Source organism: Butyrivibrio sp. FCS006 (assembly GCF_000424525.1).
In the GTDB taxonomy this organism is placed as follows: domain Bacteria; phylum Bacillota; class Clostridia; order Lachnospirales; family Lachnospiraceae; genus Butyrivibrio.
This window is the reverse complement of the sequence record NZ_KE384204.1, coordinates 462,024-487,539: the sequence shown is the minus strand read 5'-3', so window position 1 is coordinate 487,539 and position 25,516 is coordinate 462,024. Positions and strand designations below refer to the sequence as shown.

At 37.1% G+C, this 25,516-nt stretch carries 21 protein-coding genes and 1 pseudogene; all 22 read right to left on the bottom strand.

The features are described from left to right. Positions 1-12: 12 nt before the first annotated feature. Positions 13-1,701, bottom strand: a complete 1,689-nt coding sequence (locus G633_RS0113460; protein WP_026520227.1) for a hypothetical protein — start codon at positions 1,699-1,701, stop codon at positions 13-15. Next, a complete protein-coding gene (locus G633_RS0113455; RefSeq protein WP_026520226.1) occupies positions 1,689-2,891 on the bottom strand; it encodes a glycosyltransferase family 4 protein in 1,203 nt (400 codons plus the stop codon). Before G633_RS0113455 ends, G633_RS0113460 begins: the two co-directional genes overlap by 13 nt. Then, positions 2,888-4,015: a DegT/DnrJ/EryC1/StrS family aminotransferase gene (locus G633_RS0113450; protein WP_026520225.1), complete on the bottom strand. Its 1,128-nt coding sequence runs from the start codon at positions 4,013-4,015 to the stop codon at positions 2,888-2,890. Before G633_RS0113450 ends, G633_RS0113455 begins: the two co-directional genes overlap by 4 nt. After that, the gene (locus tag G633_RS0113445; protein ID WP_035771416.1) at positions 4,008-4,457 is read right to left on the bottom strand and encodes a hypothetical protein; all 450 of its coding nucleotides are present in this window, start codon (positions 4,455-4,457) and stop codon (positions 4,008-4,010) included. Before G633_RS0113445 ends, G633_RS0113450 begins: the two co-directional genes overlap by 8 nt. 50 nt (positions 4,458-4,507) lie before the next feature. Beyond that, entirely contained in the window at positions 4,508-5,533 is a 1,026-nt protein-coding gene (locus G633_RS0113440; RefSeq protein ID WP_026520223.1) for an acyltransferase family protein, read from the bottom strand. Continuing rightward, positions 5,502-8,282, bottom strand: a complete 2,781-nt coding sequence (locus G633_RS19460; RefSeq protein WP_051200223.1) for a glycosyltransferase family 4 protein — start codon at positions 8,280-8,282, stop codon at positions 5,502-5,504. The genes G633_RS0113440 and G633_RS19460 overlap by 32 nt, the downstream gene beginning before the upstream one ends. Continuing rightward, on the bottom strand, positions 8,279-9,313 hold the full coding sequence (locus G633_RS0113430) for an acyltransferase family protein (RefSeq protein WP_026520222.1): 1,035 nt from the start codon (positions 9,311-9,313) through the stop codon (positions 8,279-8,281). The genes G633_RS19460 and G633_RS0113430 overlap by 4 nt, the downstream gene beginning before the upstream one ends. A 4-nt stretch (positions 9,314-9,317) precedes the next feature. Beyond that, positions 9,318-10,256: a hypothetical protein gene (locus G633_RS0113425; protein WP_026520221.1), complete on the bottom strand. Its 939-nt coding sequence runs from the start codon at positions 10,254-10,256 to the stop codon at positions 9,318-9,320. Between the two features lie 20 nt (positions 10,257-10,276). Then, the gene (locus tag G633_RS0113420) at positions 10,277-12,175 is read right to left on the bottom strand and encodes a hypothetical protein (RefSeq protein ID WP_026520220.1); all 1,899 of its coding nucleotides are present in this window, start codon (positions 12,173-12,175) and stop codon (positions 10,277-10,279) included. Then, positions 12,175-13,311 carry a hypothetical protein gene (locus tag G633_RS0113415; protein ID WP_026520219.1) on the bottom strand — a complete coding sequence of 379 codons (1,137 nt, stop codon included), beginning with the start codon at positions 13,309-13,311 and terminating at the stop codon, positions 12,175-12,177. The genes G633_RS0113420 and G633_RS0113415 overlap by 1 nt, the downstream gene beginning before the upstream one ends. 2 nt (positions 13,312-13,313) lie before the next feature. After that, positions 13,314-15,086, bottom strand: a complete 1,773-nt coding sequence (locus tag G633_RS0113410; protein WP_026520218.1) for a hypothetical protein — start codon at positions 15,084-15,086, stop codon at positions 13,314-13,316. 88 nt (positions 15,087-15,174) lie between these two features. Beyond that, entirely contained in the window at positions 15,175-16,635 is a 1,461-nt protein-coding gene (locus G633_RS0113405) for a hypothetical protein (protein WP_155834965.1), read from the bottom strand. Beyond that, the gene (locus tag G633_RS0113400; RefSeq protein WP_026520216.1) at positions 16,574-17,308 is read right to left on the bottom strand and encodes a hypothetical protein; all 735 of its coding nucleotides are present in this window, start codon (positions 17,306-17,308) and stop codon (positions 16,574-16,576) included. Before G633_RS0113400 ends, G633_RS0113405 begins: the two co-directional genes overlap by 62 nt. Further along, on the bottom strand, positions 17,305-18,216 hold the full coding sequence (locus G633_RS0113395) for a hypothetical protein (RefSeq protein ID WP_026520215.1): 912 nt from the start codon (positions 18,214-18,216) through the stop codon (positions 17,305-17,307). Before G633_RS0113395 ends, G633_RS0113400 begins: the two co-directional genes overlap by 4 nt. Continuing rightward, positions 18,213-19,694, bottom strand: coding sequence for a YfhO family protein (locus G633_RS0113390; RefSeq protein WP_242838881.1), 1,482 nt, complete (start codon positions 19,692-19,694; stop codon positions 18,213-18,215). The genes G633_RS0113395 and G633_RS0113390 overlap by 4 nt, the downstream gene beginning before the upstream one ends. Then, positions 19,678-20,133, bottom strand: coding sequence for a hypothetical protein (locus G633_RS20315; protein ID WP_026520213.1), 456 nt, complete (start codon positions 20,131-20,133; stop codon positions 19,678-19,680). Before G633_RS20315 ends, G633_RS0113390 begins: the two co-directional genes overlap by 17 nt. A gap of 358 nt (positions 20,134-20,491) precedes the next feature. Further along, a pseudogene (locus G633_RS20455) lies at positions 20,492-20,596 on the bottom strand (glycosyltransferase); the annotation flags it as partial. Positions 20,597-20,604: 8 nt separating this feature from the next. Beyond that, positions 20,605-21,102, bottom strand: a complete 498-nt coding sequence (locus G633_RS0113380) for a GtrA family protein (protein WP_242838874.1) — start codon at positions 21,100-21,102, stop codon at positions 20,605-20,607. Positions 21,103-21,119: 17 nt separating this feature from the next. Next, positions 21,120-22,454, bottom strand: coding sequence for a lipopolysaccharide biosynthesis protein RfbH (gene rfbH / locus G633_RS0113375; protein WP_035771414.1), 1,335 nt, complete (start codon positions 22,452-22,454; stop codon positions 21,120-21,122). Next, positions 22,447-23,373 carry an NAD-dependent epimerase/dehydratase family protein gene (locus G633_RS0113370; RefSeq protein WP_051200222.1) on the bottom strand — a complete coding sequence of 309 codons (927 nt, stop codon included), beginning with the start codon at positions 23,371-23,373 and terminating at the stop codon, positions 22,447-22,449. Before G633_RS0113370 ends, rfbH begins: the two co-directional genes overlap by 8 nt. Further along, entirely contained in the window at positions 23,339-24,310 is a 972-nt protein-coding gene (locus G633_RS0113365) for a glycosyltransferase family 2 protein (protein WP_026520209.1), read from the bottom strand. The genes G633_RS0113370 and G633_RS0113365 overlap by 35 nt, the downstream gene beginning before the upstream one ends. After that, on the bottom strand, positions 24,276-25,511 hold the full coding sequence (locus tag G633_RS0113360; RefSeq protein ID WP_026520208.1) for a glycosyltransferase 87 family protein: 1,236 nt from the start codon (positions 25,509-25,511) through the stop codon (positions 24,276-24,278). The genes G633_RS0113365 and G633_RS0113360 overlap by 35 nt, the downstream gene beginning before the upstream one ends. Positions 25,512-25,516: the final 5 nt, after the last annotated feature.

The window sequence follows — 25,516 nt, the reverse complement described above, 5'->3', positions numbered from 1 at the left end:
CCTCTTGCCCTATCAATTGCTTAGGCCAAATACCCAGAAACTATCATCTGATTTTTGTGAGTCCAAAACATACTCAGTCATGACCCACTTGCCAAATACTGTTTTTTCCAATTCCGACAGCTCAGGATAATTATACTTATTCACCAACATCTCATCCGGCAATTTGCGATCAAATTTAGTATAGAAATCCACCCACTGTTCATTGTAGTACTGAGCTGTAGCTGCATACTGGGCAGAAATGTAATCACCATTTACAAAATAATAAGTTATGGCATCGTTTGTAAGAAGAGTGTAGAGCCTACCTGACTCTGTAATGGAAGCCGCAGACGCTGCGAGAGCATCATACCTTTCCTTCTGCTCAGGAAATACTCCAATGCCCTTCATAGGCCCCTTCTCCATAACAGCTGTGCACTGGAATATATTTGCAGGTTTTGTACTGTCAATCCTCACAAAATAGCCTGTAGAAAAAGCTATTCCAAGGATAAAAACAACAATGGCAGTTCTGCCAATAAACAGTTCCTTAGCCTTAAGCCCCTCCAGCTTCTTAACACATAGCACCACCATGCAGATCATGCATAGTTCCAGGAACATTGCGTTTTCGTTCATTCCCAGATTGGATCCCATGATAACCCCCAGGAAAACAAATATCCCCATTCCTCCAAGGATAAGAGTAAAATCCCGGTCTTCCTTTTCTATCCCTGAAAATGCAGCAAGAATAACTGCTCCTATATAACGCTCCAGAAGCCCAAATGGTCCACTTGGTCTTATTCCGATTATGTTCACCAATACCACGAATAACGTCGTCATGATAAAGAAAACATTTATGATCTGTGTATCTACTTTGAACATCCACTTCATCGCAAACTTCACCATGGCCGAGATTGCGATCATAGCAACTATTCTTATTACAGACTTATAGGCATATACCGGCCAAAGTCCCTTGAAATAAACCAAATGGTCATCGTTCTTTCCCAACTCCCCAACTATCTTGAGAAATTCTTCCACTGTCATGTGCGAAAAGAGGTATGCAAACAAAATACCGGCACATACCAGACATACCCCGAAGAAGACAAGGGCAATCTTAAAGCCTTCAGCCCTCTTATCAGAAATCACTAAGATCAAAGCCAGTGCCACAAAAGGGACCGTGATGATCAGGGTTGGATATGAATAAACTGCAGCAGCATAAAAAATTGCTGCAATTATAATCTTTCCATAATTCACTCCCCGCCTCTTCATCTCAAAGAAAAGAAGCGAACAAATAAGACATCCCCATACAGCTACAGTAGAGTATTCCGTTTCCTGAGTTGCCCTTGGAAGAAGGTTGGCAACTACCACGCCGGCACAAAAAGCACACTTATCTCCATAAAATCGACGTACCACAAAAAAGGTGTATACAGCCACTATGATCTGCAGAATCACAGACATTCCGCGAAGGAACACGGCTATACCATCTGTAGTATGAAATATTCCCACATATGCCCTGCAAAACACTGAAGGAAAAATAGCTGCGGTCTGATGAAGATCCCACATATCCTTAAATATGATCTTTCCATCAGCTATCCTCTGAGCCAGCAGGATATTGTAGGATTCATCCTGATCCCAGCCATAGAAAAGGCGACAGAAAATGCTGGCCACAGTAAAGACTATGAATACCAAAGCCAGCAATCTGTCAGTTTTTTGTTCTTTGCTTACTGTTTCCATGTATTCCTCATAAGTTCAAACTCTTCAAGCATGCTGATAATGCCGCTTGCATAGTCGTAACTTTCAAATTCCTTCTTTTTGATCAACTGCCTTCTCAATGCTTCATCTCTTGCAGATGCATCTGTTAACAGTTTCTCCATGTGAGCCGCCAGTTCATTGGGTTTATATCCATTAAAGTACATTATCCCATCGCCCATCTGTTCCACATGTCCCGGAATATCAGTGATCATAAGTGGGCAATCCAAATAAACCGCCTCGATAGGAGGTATATTGTTGGGCCCCATGAGAGACGCAAAGATAGTTCCGGCAGCGTGAGTGTAGATAAACTTCATCTCCTCATAGGAAACAAAGCCAGCGAAATGGATAAGGTCCTCCACGCCGAGCTCTTTGACCATCTTCTGAATATATGACTTATTGCCCTTATCAGACCCTGTCAGAATCACGTGGGCATCGATATTCTTCTCTTTCCTGAGATATGAAACTGCCTTAACAATACAGATATGATTCTTATGAGGCCAGAACTGTGCCGGATAGAAGAAGTATTTTCCCGGAAGTTCGAATTTCGGCCTTTCCTCTTCTCCATAGCAGAAAAAGGTGATCGGGAATGGCACAATCCTGATCTTATTCTCCATAACGGAATAATTTGCGAGAATCTCACCCTTTCCGGTCTCATTACCTGTTAGAATAAAGGTCGCTTTAGCAAGCATCCTTTCGCACTGCTCCTCATGACCATTCCATCTGTACATTGGCTTTGTGGTCTCGGGGAAAGCAGGCATTACTCTGTGTCCGATATCCCAGATAGTGTAGATAAACGGAGTTGTGAGATCTACATTGGCAGGATAGGTAAACCAAAAGATATCAATATCCTCTGTCTCTGCCAGATAGTCCATGTAAGATTCCCTGAAATGTCTGGGGGCATGATAAAAGAGCCTCAGTCCCATATTCCTGATGCCATTTACAGTATTCTTAAAAAACATCTTAGGGATACTCTTATATCTCATCCGATCGACGTTGATATAAGTCATCCCTTCGCGAACACTCTTATATGGAAATTTCATGCCTCCATTGAAACATATCAGGATATCATACTTTTCCTTAAGCTTTTTCAGTTCATCTTCAATGGTCCTGAGTATGCTGGAAGCCCCACCCTTTTCAGGTGTCACATCGTCGAAGTATACTCCTACTCTCATCTTGCAAAATCCTTGATCACACTACAAATATGCGCAATATCTTCCTCAGTCAGATCAGAAGCACTTGGCAGATAGAATCCATTCTCAGACAGCCACTCTGTAACAGGATACCCCCCGCTACAGTCACAGCCATACTTGATAAGAGATGGCTGTATATGCATACTCTTGAACAACAGCCTTGTATCAATATTGTTATCCTTCAAATGCGCGATCAGCTCATCCCTGGTTCTTCCGTACTTGTCCGGATCAATAACTATGGTATTCATCCAACCCACGTTCTCAGAATCCTGTTCGTCCTTCTGGAAAAGAACTCCCGGAACATCTGATAGATACTTCTTATAAAGAGCATGATTTCCCATTCTCATCTTCTTGTATTCGTCAGCTTTTTCGGTCTGAGCAAAGCCGATAGCTGCATGAATATTGCTCATACGATAGTTAAAGCCGATATCCTGATGCATATAATCCCTTGGTCCATCAGGATTGAAGCAGACATTCTTATAGTATCTGCAGAGTTTGTCATACCTATCATCGTCAGTTACGCACATTCCACCTTCGCCGGTGGTGACGTTCTTATTGGCGAAGAAACTAAAGCATGCAATATCAGAAAAACTACCGACCTTTCTGCCCTTATAGGTTGCACCATGGGCCTCTGCTGCATCTTCCACAATAAACAGATTGTGCCTCTTGGCAATATCACAAATGGCGCTCATATCACAGGGATTTCCAAACACATGAACAGGAATGATGGCTTTTGTCTTAGAGGTTATCTTTTCCTCTATCTTCTTAACGTCTATATTCCATGTATCCTTGTCCGCATCCACAAAAACCGGAACAGCCCCTGTATAACAAACAGCAAAAGCTGTCGCGATCATAGTAAAGGAAGGAATTATAACTTCATCTCCCTTCCCAATTCCCAGTGCTGCCATGGCAAGGTGAAGCGCAACGGTACCATTGCAAACAGCAATGCCGTGTTTCACTCCGCAATAGCTTGAAAATGCTTCCTCAAATTTATTCACATAAGCACCACTACTGGATATCCATCCGGTAGAAACTGCATCCATAACATATTTTGTTTCATTCCCATTTAAAAATGGCTCACAAACTCTGTAAACTTTATCACTCATTAGCGCTTCCTTCATCAACTATCCTCAGACTGTCATCACTTACAGCCTCAAATCTTGTCTTGTCCATCTCTCCAGCGTATGGTCCCTGCTTGATCTCATACATTTCAGTCTCTTCAAGGCACACAAAACCATGTCCTCCGGAGGCAAGAAGTATCACATCTCCTCCCACAAGTTCAATGGACTTGATGTACTCATGAGCATCTGTGTAAAAGTCACAACGAAGCCTTCCCTTCTTAAGGACGAGGACTTCCTTGGTAAAAAGGACTTCACGCTTTACCTCGTTGTGAACATGAGGCAATATCACATGTCCGACAGGATGATGCATATATGCCAGCTGCTGGGAGAAGTCGTCCGGTGTACAAAAGGTAATACCGGGCTTATCGTAATCATGTTTTATCACTATGGCAAGAGTCTTGCCGGAATCATCAAATATTTCCCACATAATACCTATTCTCCTATGAAATCACTTGCTTTCTCGAACCAATTCTACCATCACAGGCCCAATCGGTCAAAAATCCCGCCTTCTAACCATCTGGCGAACTTAACTTCTACAAGATTATAAGTGATATAAGATAAGATCAATGTCAGCACTGCAAAAATCGGAATATAAGTAAATGCACTGGTTATACCAACACGATCAAGAACAGCCAGTACTCCGGCGTGTACCAGATAGATGGAGTATGAAATGGTACTGATGAAAGTAACCAGCGTAACCATGATGCTATCCTTGCGAACGCTAAGTGTCTTGCCCTTGCAGGCAATGATATACAGTGCTGCCAGAAACGGCGTGATAAGAGCCGTTCCGCCTCCGGCCAGGAAACAGAAAAGGATTACAAAGCTAAGGATTGCCGCCAATCCCAGTTCTTTCTCCTCTTTTATCGCCAGGTAAACAAGAATGCCAATCAGGAAATAGAACATATATCTTACAGGAATCCTTCCTGTCCCCACAGAATCTGTTAACTTAAAGACTCCATAAAAACCAAGGACTCCAATCCATGCAACCCAATATTTTCTGATCAGCGCATAAAAAAGCGGAGCCAGCAGATAAAAAAGCATGAAAGCGCTGATACTCCATACTGCACCAAGGTTAGTCCAGAAAACATCCTCCGCAGGAACCCAGAGGTTTATCATAAAGATATACCTGATCCAGTAAAGCCCTGTTTCATCGCCAGGAATGCCCTTAATAGCAAGGTAGAATATAAAATAAAACAGCATCAAAAGATAATATAATGGCAGAACGTGAAGGGATCTCCTCACCCAAAACTTCAAAGTTCCCTTGAAGGAAATCCCATCCTTTTCATATATTCTATCCATGGAAACAAAGGCCAGGTAGCCACTAAGAATAAAGAAAAAGCTTACTCCGGTAGATCCTTTCTCAAAAAATCTCCCCAAAGCTCCGGGAATACTAAACCGCTGTCCTATGTGAACTCCCATTACCATAATGCAGGAAAGAGCTCTTAGCAGGTCCAGCGAAAAGTCTCTCTTTTTATTCGTAAGTTCTCCTCCGAACAGTTTCATAAATCCCCTTCAACATAACATAATTTTTTTCTGCAGTGTACTTAGTCATATACTCTTCCGGAAGAACTATTGGAGACTCAGCAAATTTCTCCACAGCTTTTGCCAAAGACACTACAGAATTGCTCTTAAACTTAAGTCCACTGATACCCTCATCCACAAGGTTTCCCACGTTTCCTATATCCGAAGCTATGATTGGTGTACCCATAACATAGGCTTCAGCCACAGCCATAGGAAAACCTTCGTACCACTGAGTAGGGTAGATCATTGCCATGGATTCGCCGATCAGTTTCTTAACCTCACTGTTAGATATCTGTCCAAGCATCTCCACATTCTCAATCTCATTATTGGATATGTATTCCTTACACCATCCCTCAAGCTCTCCCGAACCACAAATAATAAGTTTGGGAGCCTTATCTCCAAGCTTCATCCAGGCCTGAAGAAGAATGTCCACACCCTTTATCTTCTCTATTCTTCCGGCATAAACTATCTGCCTCTTTCTGTCAACAGCACTTAAGCCCTTGTCTTCTATAGTTGTGAAATTAGGCTTAATGAATATATTATCCTCTTTGATCTGTTTCAGAGCCAGTAGCTTTTGCCTGTTAAAATCAGTAAGGCAAATATAATAGATTGCCCTGTAGGTCTGTAGCAGGCGCTGAATTTTCATTGTGAGAGCACAGACAAAGGTCTGAAGTTTGCTGTCACGATAACAGTTGTAAAGAAGTGAAGCCTTAAGTCCATGTTCCAGGCATCTCTCACAGACATGATCTCTTATATAGCAGACACCATTTGGACATACAAGCCTAAAATTATGAATTGTCTGAATAACAGGTATACCATGATTGATGCCTGCAAGATATACAGCAGGACTAATCAATGCAACAGTATTATGTACCTGGATAACATCTATTCTCTCACGCTCAATGATGCTACATACTTCCCTATAGGTTCTCAAATTAAATATGGATACAAATGCAAGGCCAACTTTCTGAAGAAAGCCGTGATCCCCAGCCTCTGAATTGTTTCTGGAATACAGGATGACCTTATGTCCATTCTTCTCCAGAAGCTCCTTCTCATTGGCCACAACAACATCTTCTCCCCCCGGGATCCTATAATAATTGTGGACAATAAGGACATTTTCCTTATAATCACTGCCTATCTGACGATTCCTTAAAAGAAATCTCACCTTGCTTCTGGCTGTCCAGATAAGCAAAAAGCCTATCGAAACAACGCTTCCTGCCCAAAGGCCATAGCTTATAATGTATCTGAAATACTCAACCTTAACGGTTCCCTTCCGATACACGCGGTACATAGGGGTATTCTCATCCACGTACCCTCGTATTATATTGCCTTCATGTTTAAGTTCCGCTATATCTTCCTCCGTCAGATATAACTCTTCCGCTTTCCCCGGAAGTATTTCTTCCTCAGGCAGATATATATCTTTAGGCGTAGTAGTCACAGACATATAAAGAATGCTTGTGATCAATCCAACAAAGATAAGTAAAATTGCTGAAAAAGCCCAGATGTTAACCGGTACTTTCCTGTTACTTTTATTATCTCTTGCAGGAATTGCTACCATTCTTTTACCGATGCCAAAGCCTAAGATCTCCTCAAAAATAACAACTGGCTTTTTTGCTTTAATAGCCGCCATCTTCCCATACATGAAAAGCCCAAGAAACAAGAATATAAAATTCTTAAAGGACTGATTAAACAGATAAGTCTCGTTTATACCACCAACAGTAAGTGCCAAAACCACTGCCATTTCAGCCCTCATATCATTCTTTATAAGATCATTTACGAACCAGAGCATCACAATAAAATACAAAACAAATGCCACCAGTCCCAGTCTGAATATCAAGTAAATATATGAAGAGTCAATGACATAATGTGACTGCGGAACAGGTATTTCCCTTATCCCAAACAATTTAAGAGGTTCATAAGTAAGGAAATGTCTAGTAAAGACAAATCTTCCTGCAAAAATTCTGTTTAGAATTTCAAATGTATTTCCCTTCACGATCAATGGGAAAATAATAAGAACCAGAGCACTAATTGGAAATATCAATCTTATCAGCGTATCTTCGAGCCTGCTACGTTTTTCCCTCAGTGCAAAATACAGATTAAGAAAAATGAATAGTGTGCTTATCAAAAAACCATTTCTGCTTAATGAGTATAAGAACACGTAGCAATTTCCAAGCATCAAAACTACCGAAATTGCTATCAGGTATTTTCTGGATAATGTCCGTAAGGAATAGAGCAAGAGAAGGCAAAGAATAAAATATGTAACGTGAAGCGTATTAGGATGAGGATATCCCAAACTATGCCTTAAAATTGGAGGCCATCCGTATCTCTCCAATACAAAAGCCCTTTCCGGGATAACTCCGATTACTGCCAACACATACATTGAAACAAAAGAAGTCAGCCAAATAACGCATCCGGTCTTAAACACCTTATCCAGAGAAACATTTTTCACGCCAAACATCATAGTCAGAAAGATCAAAAGTGACTTCTCACCGGACTGTAAATAAATAACAGTTCCCAAGGCCATAAGTAAAATCATCAACAGATACTCTGCAGGAGAATGCTTTGTAATAAGGATCTTTACCGCAAAAAGGGCGCCACCAATAAGGAGACAGACATTGTACCAAAACTGCCCCTCGTATAAACCAATCGCTTTAGCTCCCAGCATAACAGCAAAGTACGCCAGGTAAACCAGTTCTTCAATTGTAACTTCCTTTTTCGTTGATATCATCATACTTTATCGATTATTTTTTTCAAACAGTTTTCTATTTTCAATTTTTCTAGCAGCTTTACATAAATCTTTTCCAACGGAGTAGAGACAAATCTTCTAACACTTTCAACAACTACCACAACCGCAAATGTAACAATAGCTATTCCAAATACCACAAATATCATCAATGATGAATTATAAAATAAATCATACCTGAAATGCTTTTCAATGACAAACCTAATCAAAGACTCTCCTAGGTATACTGCTGGAACAAATGTAGCAATCTTGTTCAAAGGTTTGCATGTAAACGAAGTATTACAACAATAGTAAAAAATGAAAATAGCACTTATTTCCTTGATACTAAAAACGTCTGATGCAAACCAAGTAATAGCTTTTCCTAAAATCAGTGTAAGTAGCATATTCGCTGCATATGTAGCCAATACCAAAAGTATACCAGTTATCAGATATGTCTTTTTATTCTTAAAAAAATGCAACCCATATATCCTGAGGAATCTTCCCGAGAAATAATAAAATAATACCTTCCACAAATAATCATCAACAAATCCAAATGTCGGAAAAGCAGAAACTGTGTTAACAACAATAATCCATACCAGTATAGTCCCGACATATAGTTTCTTTGGTAGATTGTCTACAATATAATTCACAACCGGAGAAAAAATAAGCAAAAGAAAATAACAGCTAAAATACCAGAATCTATAAGATAATATAGGAAAAACCGCTCTCACAGCATCCTTTATGCCTACAGAATCTCCCATCAAATATCGGATTACAAAATCCAAAATTGAATAGGTGAGGACCATTAGATGAAGACTTGCCAATTTCCTTGTACTTAAGGTCACGGAAAACCATCCGGATATCAGCAGAAACATAGGCACTGCCATAGCAAATATGTCACAATACAATATTTCCACATATACATTAGGCATCGATAGCTGATTCTTTATCTGACCATATATGTGAAGACCAGTTATTCCTAACACGCTTATTATACGAATCAACTCAAAAGTCGACTGTCTAGTAGTTTGTTTGTCCATAATTTCACTTATTTATCCCATAATATAAAAGTTTTAAATCCGCATATTTTCCATTGTTAATATATGTCGCAGCGATTGTCCCACCATTAACTCCTCCAACCAGACCATCACAACCAGCCAGGATCATTATAGAGCTTAAATACTCTAATCCCGCTTGGTATTCGGAGCCATTCTTTTCAAACATAGTATTGCTCAACTTGCTGTCATCATCCACATCAAAATATGTATTATCCTCATTAACAATAATTTTGTCTTTAAATATTTCTTTAAACAGCCTTACATTAGCATACTCTTCTGTAGCCAAATATATTTTGTCATATCTGTTCTGAATCTTTTTTACTTCCCTAATAACTCGATCGACCGGAGGCTGTAATGGATGTCCTGTAGCAATCTTATAATCAGTACCTCGAATTTTTACCCCCAACACTGATACTTTCTTTGAACCCAATAGTTTATTTCGTTCATTTTCAACGTATCTGGAAGACTCTTCGTTTAAGTGAAAATACCTTTCATACATGTTTCCCCAAAACCATCTGCTTTTTTTTAGCAAAACTGCTTCTCTTCCGTATGGGAAACTAACTGAGTCTTCGTATTCACATTTTTTATTTTCCGAGAAAAAAGATGCAGGCATCTCCCGTAAAAAGGGTTGTTTAAAATACAATTCCCACCAATTGATAGTATCTTCCTCCCCCTTTTTCACGAACGGACTTGTACATCCTGTCATGTCAATAATGGGATAATAATTGTTTCTAATAGCATAATGAATGTACCTAAGGCACATTTCCACATATGAAAACATCCCATTATATTCATCTCTAAAAATATGGTAAGAAGTGTCACTACTAATCTCTTCGGGAAACAACCTCTTTGCATCATACATCCTATGCTCGACCAGGTCCCAATATAAATTCCTAGCCAGAATTTTTAGTTTAATCATTTCCATTTATTTCTCAACCATTTCCTTTAGTTATGATTAATCAGTTTATATAGACCTGTTTTCTCATCAACAATATAGACTGCTTTATCTACATGAATATCATCTGGATCAGCAAACATTTCAGCATAGCGTAAAGTAAATTCCTCATTCGCATTATTGATATACATATAATTGCAGTCCTTTATTATTTCTCTTAGCTGATTCTGAGTTACATATGCTGCATTATTAGCTTCTCTATACGTGTACGACAGTTCATCAACATTTGTTACTTTATAGGGGAAACAATAGAGCGTGAATGACCTGAAATAATCCCTTATCCCCATATCGATATATGCTACATTATCCTCCTCAGAAAGCTCTACTCCTGCCAATTCCAGCTCTGAGAAAACAGTTTTATTTTCATTTATAAAAATAAAGTCAGAAAGATTCTTCAGATTGCAAAACAACATTATGCATAGTAACAATATCAAAGTACTCCGATAGTCTTTACACTTGCTAATAATCAGATAAAGGAAATAGCACCCAATGATCATTGGTATTATCTTCATATAGCGAGATAATCCAAGCAAAGATTCCCTAAATAAAGCTCCACTGGCTCTGCCAATTTGCGTCATATATAAATAACACATCATTATCAAATATAATGCCGTTGTAGCCAATATTCCTCCAAAAGCTGTTATCTCGTATTGGTTGAAAGACTCCCTTTTCAAAAAAAACAATCCCCCAAAGAGTCCAATCATAAGCAGAATAAATGCCATGGTAGACAATCGAATCATCTCGCCCACATAAAAATAATCATCATTGGCAGAAAATAGCGTTTTGATAAACAGCTTAGCAATTGATAGCTGATCGAATTCAGTATATTTTTCAGATGATTTTGTCAAGGCTACCCACCCCACACCTACACTTATACATACTGAGATTGCAATTACAACCGCATTCATTTTTATTGATTTTTTTACCACTAGAAATCTCAGTATTCCTGCTGCCAGCAACGACCCCAACAGAGTAAGTGCATACTTAATAGAACCAGCCCCCACATAATATACTAAAAACGGAACAATAACATATAAAGCAATAAGCTCTTTTAATTTTTTTTCAATCAAGATGTAGAAAAGCCACAACATAACCATAGCTAATATTACTATTGCTATTCTTTTCATTACAGTAGCTGCACTCAAGTACAATAATGCTATATAGAAAAAGGATTTCCTCTGCTCTGAAACAGCCCTTATGAAAAGGACTATCCCCATTCCAAACAGAATTCCCATTATAAGGTCAGTAGAATAAATAGAATACTCATCACTACCAGAAATAAACGGAAAGATAGCAATGATGATTGCCACTAGGATGTTACTAATAAGGAAATCCTTTTTTTCATCATCCTCATTTGAACAACTAATGCATGAAAACAACGGAAAAAATAAGCTTACCTTTAATATATTGTTCGTAGCCACTAAAACCATATCCGACCATTCTGGCCAAGTTTTCATGGATAGATATCCCCAAATTGCCACAAACTGTGGATGAGTGTGAATACTATATCCCTTCCAAAAATCATCGTAATAATATATTCCCTTCACAATTGACACCCAATATAATGAGTCAGGACTCTCTGCAGCATCTACATTTAAATTAAAAATAAATAGCCCAAAAGAAATAACTGCAAAAGCTAAAAGTCCGGGTGTAAGTATATATGCAGTCACATTCCCCTTTTGAGAGACAATCATGTAAGCAACAAATCCAAATGCCAAAAGAGAAACAAAATGAGAAACCCAAACTCCTGCTTGAATAATCCCCATCCTTGCAAATATATAAGCCATTATGGTAGTAGCAATGATTGATGCACCTATAAAATTCTCAATTTTTTCACGTAGCAGAACAGCACAAGCTGCTGCCAAAAACAAAACTCCAATTATCATCATTATGAGTTCATTCCTTCTTCAAAAAAGCCATTAATATAACATCCCCAAAATAAAAGTACCATAACCACCGGCATCTGGATATATTGTTCAAATCCAGTCAAATACTCTCCATTTTGGAAATTGTGATATGCCATTATTCCTACATATAGCACTCCTAATGCTATAACATAAGCGATTATTCCTACATTCATTACTAAAAACATATTCGTTTGTTTCTTATTCGAATAAATACCAACTATCACAAAGGCCAAAATGCTCAAAATCAAAAAATAACTTACCGGAATATGGATAACCAGATCAAAAGAGTATCTGCGAATTGTAAAGACAGAATCCAAATAGGTAAACAACACATCTTTCCTAAAAATATCGTCACCTATCATGAGATTACTGCTTATTGCTGTAATTACCATTCCAAAGCAAAGAACTATTGATAATACAAGCCCTTTGGCACTATATCTCATCAGAATCTTGTTATCCATAATATCAATCAGATAAACGGAAAGTGCAGCTATCAGTAATGCCGCAAGTAAAAGAATGCTCATCCTTCCCGTAGTAAAAACTGCCCCAAAATGTAAACATGCAACAAACAAGTAAGCAATATCCTTACAAGTAAAATACTTATATATAGAGAATAAGAAGCACGATATTACTAGCCCTGCCAACACAAAACGATTATCACTGATAAACTCATTCTCTATAGCAGTCAAATAAATCGCGATGGCTACAATAGCGCCAATAATCAAACTCTTATATTTTCCCCATCTAGTTGCCCCCATCATTATTAACATCAATCCCATAATTATTATATTTTTATCAAATAGCCTCACGCATTCGGCATTATAAAAATAATAGAATCGCAAGCTAACACTCGCAACAATCCAGGTGACTACCGCAGGAGAAGATATAAGCTCGCCAATAACCAATCTTATATCCCTTCTAGCAATAATCAAAACAGCAATAGAAATGATTGCTGCCAATATTTTGAAAAGATCATAGTATTCAAACAGTCTCAGACGTCTCATTCCATATTCAATAACTAGCATTACCGATAACATTCCCGGAATAATTTTCTCCATTTTTCCATTAAACAACTTGGAAAGGCATGCTGAAGTAGCTATCGCATAAATAATAATCATTTTTAGAAACCATCCACTTCTGTAGCAATTTTATCAACATATGATAATGCGCCCTCATGATCACGAATATCATATTCAATCATTCTATATTTCTCAGGATCTCCTGTACTATCATACAACGAAAACAATACCTCGTCCTTTTTCTCATAAAAGTTAGAGATAAAAATCCATTCAGGATGCGAATCAGTCATCAATTGGCGACTATCAGTCTCATCTATATTAACAAATATTTTATCAGGTACAACCTGATACATATGCCAATAATCAAATCCACTCTTTGCCCCGATTCCCAATGGTCCTGGAGAACATAGTTCTCCATCAGATAGCAAATGAACAAAGCATGCCCAATCTCCCCATCCGAGAACTTGATCACTTTCGTCTGTTCTTGCCCTCAATTCTCGTTCCAACTCGACTATCATCTTAGCTCTTTGTTCAGTAGTATAACATCCTTTCCATACTCCCGAATTAACTTTACATGTTAATTGCGGTACGGACATATCTCTAAATGCATACATGTTAGCTCCTCGCATCATCATAATTGATACAAAGAAGGCACTTATGACTATTCCCCAATAACAAGAATTTCTCTTGAAGTCATCCGTCCTATATACATCCAAGAAACACAGATATATACAACATCCACCAAGAAGAAAAGAATTGAAATTCCACCAGGAACGTCCTCCTCCCATAAAGCCGTACGCAGTGGTATATCCTTGAAGAATATGTATAAGTAGCATACTGATAACATAATAAGAAATAAATTGAATATTTCTTTTTATCTTTACATCTGAGTAGTCAAGAAACCTCAATAACAGGACAATATACCATCCGTATTTCGTAGTTCTAATCATACTCAAACCAGTTCCAGAGTACTTTATCAAGAACCCCAACGAGCAAATGAAAGCACCGCATGAAATCCACATGATTATTCTATTAGCTAATAGTTTCTGTTGCTTAAGAAAAATACTTATTGCTGCCACACCTCCCACTGCAATAACAGCAGGCCACAAGTATTTCAACAATAAAATCGTATTTTCTACCGGATTTACCCCCCGCGTATCTATCACATCATAGTAACTTTGATCCCTAAAAAAATACTTTAATCCTAATAAAAAATTATTGATACCTCCTTTTATACAGCAAAACAGTATAACCAATACGGTCGCTATAACTCCACCAATAATGAATCCCCAAAAAGTCTTAAAGTCTTTCTGAAATAATAAAACAGCTGCAATAACCCCACACACTACTACAGTTGCAGGAGTGCCTATAACGCATCTTCCCATTACAAGTCCACAAATCAATCCATAGATATATTGTCTTTTTCTTGATGCCTCGTCATCTCCATTGAATGAGAGTGAAAGTATCGAGAAAGCAAGCAATGAATATGTAATCCCAATAGTATTATAATTTATGGCAAATAATTCTAACGCTTCAAAAACAATTATGGGTAACGCCAATAAACTATGAATTTTAAGCCCCGACTTCTTAAATAACCCAAATGATAGTACAGTTATAGCTGGTTTCCAAATACTGTATAAAACCCTAGAAAACAAAATAATGCCTTCGTTGCCACTATGAAATCTCAAAAAGAAATAGTATAGAATATATAACGGCAGTGTAAATCCGCTAGCCTGGGACCAATTATTCACATAAGGAATTGAACCCTTTGCAACCCAGTAAGGATCAGCAGTATACCATACGTCATCTGATAAATCCACTCCATAACGGCTTCTGTATAGTAAAAAAATAAAGCCAATTAATCCTATAATCATCAACTGGCATACATAAGAATATTTTCCTGATCGAATCTTGTTCACAACATTATATGTCACCCTAAAATCCACCTCACGCTTTCTTTATTCAAAATCCCAGATCAACGTTGCATAATATGGATGCAATAAAGAACAGCAGCATTAAACATCCACGCATTATTCTTAAAAACGTTTCAGAGCATACAATGCCTCCATCTATGTCACTTGGCAATATCTTACACCATGGATTATTAATCACGAGAATTGTAGCTGCCAACACAGCGGTAAGCGCACACACCCCCGGAAAATAAACTTCTAAATGAAGCCATTCCACAATATCTTTAAAACTCTTTCCTGCATAATTTGAATCAGAAAACAATCCCTTGAGCAGCAATTTATCAAAAACTCCCTTGGCAAGGTATACCCAATAATACACATAGGCCATCATAAAGGTAAAACCTGCTTCTAAGAGCGTTTCAAAAAGCACATTCACCCTACTATATTCAGATTTTGTTCCTATCAGTAGTATCATAAATGGCGCCATCCAGATAATCCAATATGGAAATGCCCGCTCCATAAAAATGAAAAAGGATAGCCATGTGAAAGATCCCATCCATATCCACAGGTCAAAGATTTCCTCAGAAGTCTTCCTGTTTGACAAGAATGCAAGCACGCAAACAGTGCTGATCAAAAGGCAAAAAAGAGAAATATTTACATTCCCCCCCGGAAAGCAAACCGTAAACAATCTCTGCAACATAACTCCATTAAAAGATCCAGAACTAGACTTAAACCCACTGGCAAAAGGAATCATAACAACAAAATTAAAAAGCACTCCAAACAAGAGATTAATGCAAATCCGAATTATTCGCTTTTCAACCAATAAAACTAAAATCAAGTATGGGAAAAGAGCAAAAAACTTCATGGAAGCTGAAACCGAAAAAAGAAAAATGGATAGTGCAGATAGTCGTCCATCCTCAAGATATTTCCTTATTGCACATAGAGAAAAGGCTACCCCAATAATATCATATTGACCAACTGCCATAAGTGGACAAAAAACAAAGAGAGAAGACATAAACAAAAACATTACTTTTTCTTCGTCAATTCCCCTTAGCTTTGCAATTTTATAAATCTGCATCATAGCCAACGACAGAAAGGCCAGCAGCAAAGCTTTTGCCCACAAAAGACATATTACAGCATCTTCCGGCATTCCAACAATCCTAGTCAATATCCACGTAGGAATATTCCAAACAGCGAAAATAATGTATATAGGAATCGAATATGCAGCGTTATATTCTCTTTCTATTGTAACCGCATAAAAATCAAAGAATCTATTATCAACAATACTATCTATTAGCATAAGGCCATGGCGATATGTTATGAATAAGTCGGAGTACCACATCGAAACAAAAGCTAATAAGGATGCAACAATAAGAACTATCCATGTAATTCTATATAATATTGGCTTATTCTTTGTCCCAAAAGCAATCATCAAAAAATCCCTTTCTCTATTACTCTTTGCTTGAGGAATAAATATGTGTTTCCTCGTCAATATAAATATCTGTGTTAACATTATATCCCAGATTTCTAACCCACTCTTTTACACCTTCATCCTCACTATCTTCCGAAAAGAAACAGACAACATTCGGTGCTGTTCCATCAAATTCGACATATTGTTCCCAATTCTCTGTATCTATAGTTATTACTTGAACATACTCAAACCGATCTACTAAACATAATGTATCTCCATATCCTTTAGCATGCTTCCTAAAATACAAACATATCGGACTAAGCGAGCTTCTGGACAAAGCCTCCTGTTTTTGTTCAAACGTCTGGTTCTCTCTAATGGTAACCTTATATGCAATAACAAGGTTAGTCGCACAAAAACACACAAGAAGGACAGCCATAACCATTTGTGCCAAAACTCTATTATACGAACTAATAAAACGATAATATATCAAATAAATCACTCTAAAGGTAATAGCACAAAATATAGGAAACATTATTCTGGCATACCCAAAACTTCCAGTTGCAATTCTGGCAATTAGAGCCACAAATAATGATGAAAGCACTAAATAGTCTAAATTACTTTGTGTAATCTGTCTTTTTTTTAATATATTACCAACAAAAATTATAATCAGAACAATTATCAGTATTATTATAATACTCCCAAACAATCGGGATGAGTTTTTGATATCCGAAATCTCAGTTCCTCTCTTCAACAATTTTCGTAAAAGTCCAATCAATGATTCAGGTGAAAAAACAATCCCAATATAAATGCAGCCATTCCCGTTGAAAATATTATCCAAGGATTTTTCTTATAAAAAACGTTTGTATAAAAAAGCAGCGTGATACCAAATGATAACAGTACTATCCCCATAGTATAATGCGTAATATACCCCAAAACATATAACGCGACAATCCCTATTAGATGTTTAGAAGCTATCGCCTCATTTGCCATAACTCTTTCTAACATACAAATAGAGGCATATGCAAAGGACGTCGCCCAAAAAGATGCTACTGCATATGGTCTTAAAGTAGTTACAGAATTAGTAAGAATCGTACTCACTACACCTACAAAAATGATCATTGCAATATTCTGATAATACGTATTTCCTGTTTTTTTTCCAATTGCTAACAGTATCAACAAATTTCCCAAGTAAAACAAAATGTTGACAAGAAAAGCTGACCATTTGGTACCACTAATCTCTGGGAATATTGAAGAAGATAGATTAACCAACTCATAATATCCCCATGGATTAGCATCATCACTCAATGAATGAATCCATGTATTAAAAAAATCAAACCGATCCTCTTCAGCTTTATAAAACCACCCCTTAACTTCTTCAGCCTCGTACAACCTTACTTCTTTATCTCTGGGATAATTAAGAATTTGTGCATTTGCTTTGTGTTTTATTAGATCTTTCCCCATAGATGCAATACTCTTAATAATTCCATCCTTGCCAGAAAAAACTTCTGTCCTTAAGTAATCTGATATCCTGCCCTCGGAAAAAACAAAACCTGCCTCTTTATTATTGGCCATATTATAAGTAATCACTTCATCCCCAAAAATAAAGTGATCTATCTCCATAAAATATATAGGCACCAGCAATAAAACTAAAATCACTATCACTAATAGCTTCTTTTTATTCATTTACCAACATCCTTCTTCATCCATGCTATTACCACAATTATTGATAGCAATGACACTATTGCAGATAAAATATTTAATGTGCAATCATATTTAAACATAACATCATGTGTGCCTTCCGTTAATTCGATTGCGGTAAAACCGCTATCCGCAAGCAACAGTTTCTGTGAATCGCCATCCACAAAACACTTCCATCGCTTGTCAAAAAGGAGGCTTACAAACAATAGTTTATCATTTTCGCATGTAATCCTACCTGAAATACTATTGGGGGTGAATTTTATATCCTCCAGACTATCGTTTATAAGTTCTTCTCTTCTGGTAGCATAATCTGAGGTATCCACTTTTCTGATCTCAATTGTTCCGAACTTATAATTTCCTTTTGAAACACCAAGAGTAATATGCCCACTCTTTTTTATTTCATCGTTTATAGGAATTCTTGCCAGATACTCGCCTTTTTCATTTGACGCTTCACCAGCTGATGAAAAACGCATTTTCTTCATCTGGTTGATATCTATTGACCCCCAATCCCGATCTGTTTCTATACTTTCAAAGTACAGATAATACTCTGACGATTCATCTAGTTCCATGTTCTCTCTAGATAAGCTAATATCAATGATATCGTAAGAATCAACAGCCATTATTCCTTCATCAGTCATCGATGAAGGATAAGATATTTCTACAGGCACAATCTCATAAGAGTTATTATTTTCAATCTCTTCTAATTCCACCTTTGGCACATCTATATCAGGCACCGAATCAAGATATACTGTGTCCAAAACTGCTGTACTTTTACTTAACGAATCCAACTGTGCAACATCCGAATTAAGCGCATATGAATCATATGTAAACCCTAGCGGAAGTCTCAAATCATTGTTATCATGGAGAATTGTGCCATCTTCATCCTCAGAATATGTTCCAACTCCCATCAGCATTTCTAATGATCTTCGACCATCAAGAGTTCTCATTTGGACATTTCCACCATATATTGAACATGAGCATGTCATATCCCTAAAAAAATCATATAACGAATCATTTTGAATTGAAAAATAAGAATATGTGCCAGGGTTGCCCAGAATCAACGCTGCCATATTCTTTGTATCGATTATATCCGTGCGAAGCGCATCTCTGGATTGATCTTCTTCTGAATGTCTTCCATAAGCACTGTTTTTAATTTCATCATATATATCCAAATCAACAAAATACTCACTAAGCCTTTCATAATATCCCAAATATCCACAAGCCATGAATGATGCAAAACACAAGAATGCAGCACCCATACCCCCACAAGATTTCCTGATTTTCCCAGCCCAGAAAAATAAACAAGCTGCCAGTACAAATAGTATCAAAAACAAAAAAAAGAGCACTTTGTGCTGAAAGCCATTTCTGTACGACAAAATCATCCAAAATACGATGTAACAAGAATAAACAGATAATGCAGGAAGCATTTTCTTTATACTTCTATGCTCAGATAAAGATAGCATATCGTTGATGGAATACGCGACGCAAACTGAAATCAGAAAATAAAGCGTATAGTTGCTTCTGCCCACAGCGTAATCTGAATAGGCAAAGCAGTTCATCAAAACATGATATCCAAATAAAATTGATACCATTCATCGATGTCAAAGCTATTCCCAGTATTAACAACAAAGATTTTCTTTTCTCATCGATAACCTCATCAACCCCTACAACAATAAAAGGGAATGCTGTGAACGCAGTTAAATAATTGAGAAACGGTATCCCAAATTGTAATATATAGCCACAAAATGCATAGGTAACAGCTCCTATTACTATTGCTTCATTACATAGTTTCTTTCTTCCCCCCATATCACAAACCCAATCCCAGCGCAATACACCCTTACCAAAATTGAGATTCCATATCCTATAACAGATAGCCTTCCCGGGAAAAAAATAGATAGCCAATTAAACGGATCCCCCAGCGCAGCAAACATATAAGATACATTTGTTCCAAAACCAAGTGAAAAATCAAAAATCGGTATAGAATGATATTTTACGATATCTAGCAGAATACTTCTGAAATAATTTCCAACATAAACAAATGATGGATATATGCCTGAATAGGCATCAGCAAACCATATTAGGCTTTTCCCTCTAATCACGAAAAAGAGAATGGGTATTCCAGCAAAAATAGCATAAATAACACTGTATATAATAATAGCATTTTTAATAAACTTGGATTTACTGGCATCCCCCCATAGTATTTAAATTCTTTATCATTGATTTACTAACCCCATTCCCATCGCTGTTATCTCACAAGCGATTAAAAATTTATTCGTTCCTCTTCAATTACTAAGGGTCTGTTTTTAACTCTTGTATTTATACTCAGAATATATTCACCAATTAGTCCCAAGAATACAAGCAAAACTAATTTTTTTATTCTGCATTCGTTCTAAAAGCCCAAAATTTGTTAATAATATAATTAGTCGGAACGCTTATAAGCAAATTGATTATAGGTGCCACAAACGCAGATATGTGAAATATCTGGACCCATAAAACAATCAAAACACTATTGAGAAACAACCCTGTAAAGGAATAGGAAATATATGTTTTTAATAAAGCTTTCCATACATTGCGTCTCTGTCCCTCTTTGAGGGTAAATACAACTTTATTATTCCAAAAAAAGGACCACAAAACACTTAAAACAAAACCTATTATCTGAGCAACAATGTAGTCAATACCTGACAAAATCCCGAATTTTCGCAAACATAGCAAAGACACTGTATACAACAAATATCCTATTACAGTGTTGCTAACACCTACGATTCCAAATCTCACAAACTGCATAAGTGAATTATGAATATCGTCAGTATATTCTTTTCTAATTACACGAAAGCAGAAGCGGAATACCGCTCCTGCAATCTTTTCGATCATACTCCACACAGTAGACATTATTTTATTGCCTCTAGGATTATTTTTGCCATATATTCAAGTTTCTCATCAGTCATTCCGGGATATACGCCAACCCAGAAACTATCAGTCATAATTCTGTCTGTGTTATTAAGAGCTCCAATCACACGATATCCATTTCCGCTTGCTCTCATTTCATCAAAGCAAGGATGTTTTATAAGATTTCCTGCAAAGAGCATTCGTGTCTGTATGCCATGACTTTCGACATAGTCTACAACTTTATTACGACTTGTGCCTTCCTTACAAGTCATAATAAATCCAAACCAGCTTGGATCAGCGTTTTCTGTCGCCACTGGAAGAATAATCTTATCCTCAGCTCCTCCCTTTATCAGTAGATCCTTAAGAACTCTGAAATTATATTTTCTTCTCTCAACAAAGCTTGGGAACTTATCTAGTTGAGCACAGCCAATTGATGCCTGAAGATCTGTTGCCTTTAAATTATATCCAAAATGGGAATATACATACTTGTGGTCATAGCCCAAAGGAAGTTCACCATATTGTCTGTCAAAACGATGGCCACACATATTATCACATCCTGAAGGGCATACACAGTCACGTCCCCAATCACGGAACGATCTCACAATTTTATTGAGCAGCGCATTATCCGTGTAAACTGCTCCGCCCTCTCCCATTGTCATATGATGAGGTGGGTAAAAGCTAGATGTTCCTATATCACCAATAGTACCGGTAAACTTCCACACTCCGTCAATTTCATATCTACTACCAAGTGCATCACAATTATCTTCAACAAGCCACAGATTATGCTTATTACAGAACTCCTTAACACTCTTGAGGTCAAAGGGATTCCCAAGAGTATGAGCAATCATAACGGCTTTAGTTTTTTCAGACAGCGCCTTTTCAAGCTCATCAACATCAATGTTATAACCTGGTATGGTCACATCAACAAACACAGGAACTGCACCATATTGAATGATAGGTGTAACTGTTGTAGGGAAGCCTGCTGCCACAGTAATAACCTCGTCACCGCGGTTAACCCTTCTATCACCAAGAAGAGGGGATGTAAGTGTCATAAATGCTACTAGATTAGCTGATGATCCGGAATTAACAAGCGAGCAATACCTGACTCCCAAGTAATCTGCCAGCTTCTTTTCGAACTCATCAGTATATCTGCCCGATGTTAGCCAAAATTCCAACGCACTGTCGACAAGGTTTACCATTTCATGCTCATCGTACACACGAGATGCATAAGAAATACGGTCTCCCTCCTTAAATTCTATCTCTTGATTGTGATATTTCTTCGCATAGTCTGCTACTAGATCAAGTATCTGTTTCTTTGATTCTTCTTGATTATTCATTTGCTCTATCCTTTAACATATTTTTAATTCCATCAGAAAATGCTGTCTTTGGTTTCCAACCTGTATGCTCCTTAATCTTGGATACATCGGGTTGTAGTGATATAAATGGGTTCGGATCATCACCAAAGATAACCTCTGAATTCGAAGCGATAATATCGACGGCCTTCTGAACATATTTCTTCAATGGTTTATAATTGCCAGTGGCAACATTATAAATTTCACCATCTATACCTTTTTCAGCGAGACAGATAAGCGCATCAGCAGCATCACTTACATCAAGATAATCCCAATTCTGCAAGCAACTGCTTAGCTCAACAATTTCTTCTTTAATCAGCTTATCTACTAAATCAGGAAGCATCCTTCCTGATGGTTCATATTTACCATAAAGGCTAAATATCCTGGCCCAAATCCACTGGATTCCTAATTGTTCTGCACGTCGTTTAGTAAGATACATTGCGGAAACTTTTGCCGCACCATAGGCATTTATTGGTGCTGGCAAAATATCTTCTGTAATAATCCCTTTTTGAACACCATACTCTGCCTGAGAACCTGTAGCTATAAATCTTTTACACCCAAGTTTTGATGCTACTTCAACTGCAGTTACCGTTGGATTAATGTTGTCAAACTGTTCATCAAATGCATCTCTTCCACCCGACCATGCAAGATGAAAAAACAGATCACACTCCTTATCAATAATATCCGGAAGTTTCCCCAGCTCTGCTGCATCTGCCTCTATCATATGCAAACTCAAATTCTTCAGTCGTTCATTATGCCCAGATCCCGGCCGAACTATTGCATATACTTCATATCCTTTTTTCACCAAGTGACTTGTCAGACTATAACCTGCAAATCCCGCAGCTCCTGTCACAACAGCTTTTGTGTACTTATTCCTTTTGTTTCTCGTTGTTTTCGCATTCATCAAAGTTAATTCTTCGTTCCTCTACCACAATAGGTCTGTTAATTGCTCTGGTATTTATGTTAAGTATATACTCGCCCATAAGCCCCATAAATGCCAACTGAACAGCACCGATCAAAAACATACCAATAATCATAGGTGCATATCCAGCATTAAATTCATCCCAATTAGTAATCTTCAATATAAGATATACTAATGCTACGATAACATCAATAAAACCAATAATGAAGCCTAACCAGGTCATTAATCTAAGCCCTACTTTTGTGTAGGAGGTTATGCTGAGCATTGCTGCATCATACAAGGTATAGAAATTATTATGGGTCTTACCGGCTCTTCTAGTCGGCTGTTCATATTCTACAGTCTTAAGATTAAAACCATCTCCGTATTCTGCCACTATTCCACGAATAAAGGGTAATGGATCATCAAGTTCTCTTAATAATTTCACAAAAGATTTATCATAGAGTCCAAACCCTGTAAAATGCTCAATCATCTTAACAGATGACATTCCCTTAATGAGCTTATAATATATACTTCTCAAGAAATATATAAAACCATTTTCTCTGCTTGATGTCTTAACTCCACTTACAATCCTATGTCCTTTTTCCCATTCGCGAACAAACACAGGAATCATTTCCACCGGATCCTGAAAGTCAGCGCAAATGGGAATCACACAATCTCCATCAAGAGAACAAATTCCATGAAATGGTGAATTGAACTGACCAAAATTTGTTACATTAAATATCGCCTTGAATTTCTTGTTTGTAGCACATTGCTGTTCTATTAGCTCCCTAGTCTTATCCTGAGATGCATTATCAACATAGCATATCTCATAGTCATACTCAGGAAGGGACTTCTTTATCTCAGCCTCAACTGCATCACCAATAGCAGGAATATTCTCCTCCTCGTTATAACAAGGAATCATGATACTTATTTTTTCCATAATTTAGAAAATCCTTAACTCCTTCAAAAAGTTCAACCAATAATAATAACATAACCCCAATATGTACATCCCATAGTATAAATGATATCCTATACGTTAAAAATATCATGAATATAGCTGTCAATATAATTATCGACATTATTGCATCGTGTTCAGCATCATTCAAAAATTCTATAACAAAAGGCACCAACATCAGTAAACAATACTCATTTGCTTGGCCAGATATACTTATAGAAGCCAATGTTATAGCCAAAATTGTTTGCCACTTGTGTTTATAAAAGAAACCAAATACTAACAAAAGCAAGCAGATTACGTAATTAACTATTATTAAAATTGTTTGAATATTATAATCTACCCCCCCAGGAAAAATTCTTTCTATGCAATACGATACGCTCCCCAAAACTGAAACTCCGTCAAAAGGAGAATGAGCCTTAGCAGATATTCTCATATTTCTCAAAAAATAGAATAAGTTCATAAAACCATCTTTAAATAATAAAAATGGCGCAAAAAAAGCAATCATCCCATATAACGCTGCCCTTATTGCATCAGCCCATCTCTTTTCGTATATTAACAAAATCCCCAGTATAGCAGGTGTCATCTTTAATCCAAATGCAACAGCCAATGACAATAATGCAAATTCACGAAGAATCTTACTATTGCTATTGTAATTAAATATAAATATCATAACAAATACAATCACAAACAAATAACTATTTCCACGCTCCAATGAAAATAAGATTGGAAAGGATAATAATATTGCTATAGCTGTACCATATTTTATGAAAGCATTATCATTCTTATTGTGTAAAACTAATTCAAAAACAAAGATAAGAACACTTACCCAAAACACAATCAACATATATAAAAATAAATGCTCCTGATACATATTCAGAAAGAATCCTCTTTCATAATAAGGATCCATATCTGCAACAAATTGCGAAAATCCCCAAAAGAAAACATATGCCAGCGGAGGGTATTGTTTATGTTCCCAGCCAACATATGATAAGTTATTGTAAGGATCTCTCTGCCCACAATATCCTACAGTATTTAAAAAATCCGCAAAAAAATCACTCATTTCATTAAAAAAAAGGGAAATCTGTCTTGATTCATATCCATTCACCATTAAACTTAACATCCAGAGGAAAAAGCCAATAACACTTATTAAAATAAATACATATTCTAGAATTTTTTTTAGTTTCATAACTG

Coding starts and splice junctions, on each gene's coding strand:
- G633_RS0113460 (WP_026520227.1), bottom strand. CDS start 1,701: ATGGAAACAGTAAGCAAAGAACAAAAAACTGACAGATTGCTGGCTTTG.
- G633_RS0113455 (WP_026520226.1), bottom strand. CDS start 2,891: ATGAGAGTAGGAGTATACTTCGACGATGTGACACCTGAAAAGGGTGGG.
- G633_RS0113450 (WP_026520225.1), bottom strand. CDS start 4,015: ATGAGTGATAAAGTTTACAGAGTTTGTGAGCCATTTTTAAATGGGAAT.
- G633_RS0113445 (WP_035771416.1), bottom strand. CDS start 4,457: ATGTGGGAAATATTTGATGATTCCGGCAAGACTCTTGCCATAGTGATA.
- G633_RS0113440 (WP_026520223.1), bottom strand. CDS start 5,533: ATGAAACTGTTCGGAGGAGAACTTACGAATAAAAAGAGAGACTTTTCG.
- G633_RS19460 (WP_051200223.1), bottom strand. CDS start 8,282: ATGATGATATCAACGAAAAAGGAAGTTACAATTGAAGAACTGGTTTAC.
- G633_RS0113430 (WP_026520222.1), bottom strand. CDS start 9,313: ATGGACAAACAAACTACTAGACAGTCGACTTTTGAGTTGATTCGTATA.
- G633_RS0113425 (WP_026520221.1), bottom strand. CDS start 10,256: ATGGAAATGATTAAACTAAAAATTCTGGCTAGGAATTTATATTGGGAC.
- G633_RS0113420 (WP_026520220.1), bottom strand. CDS start 12,175: ATGATGATAATTGGAGTTTTGTTTTTGGCAGCAGCTTGTGCTGTTCTG.
- G633_RS0113415 (WP_026520219.1), bottom strand. CDS start 13,311: ATGATTATTATTTATGCGATAGCTACTTCAGCATGCCTTTCCAAGTTG.
- G633_RS0113410 (WP_026520218.1), bottom strand. CDS start 15,086: ATGATTATAGGATTAATTGGCTTTATTTTTTTACTATACAGAAGCCGT.
- G633_RS0113405 (WP_155834965.1), bottom strand. CDS start 16,635: ATGTTAACACAGATATTTATATTGACGAGGAAACACATATTTATTCCT.
- G633_RS0113395 (WP_026520215.1), bottom strand. CDS start 18,216: ATGAATAAAAAGAAGCTATTAGTGATAGTGATTTTAGTTTTATTGCTG.
- G633_RS0113390 (WP_242838881.1), bottom strand. CDS start 19,694: ATGCTATCTTTATCTGAGCATAGAAGTATAAAGAAAATGCTTCCTGCA.
- G633_RS0113380 (WP_242838874.1), bottom strand. CDS start 21,102: ATGATCGAAAAGATTGCAGGAGCGGTATTCCGCTTCTGCTTTCGTGTA.
- rfbH (WP_035771414.1), bottom strand. CDS start 22,454: ATGAATAATCAAGAAGAATCAAAGAAACAGATACTTGATCTAGTAGCA.
- G633_RS0113370 (WP_051200222.1), bottom strand. CDS start 23,373: ATGAATGCGAAAACAACGAGAAACAAAAGGAATAAGTACACAAAAGCT.
- G633_RS0113365 (WP_026520209.1), bottom strand. CDS start 24,310: ATGGAAAAAATAAGTATCATGATTCCTTGTTATAACGAGGAGGAGAAT.
- G633_RS0113360 (WP_026520208.1), bottom strand. CDS start 25,511: ATGAAACTAAAAAAAATTCTAGAATATGTATTTATTTTAATAAGTGTT.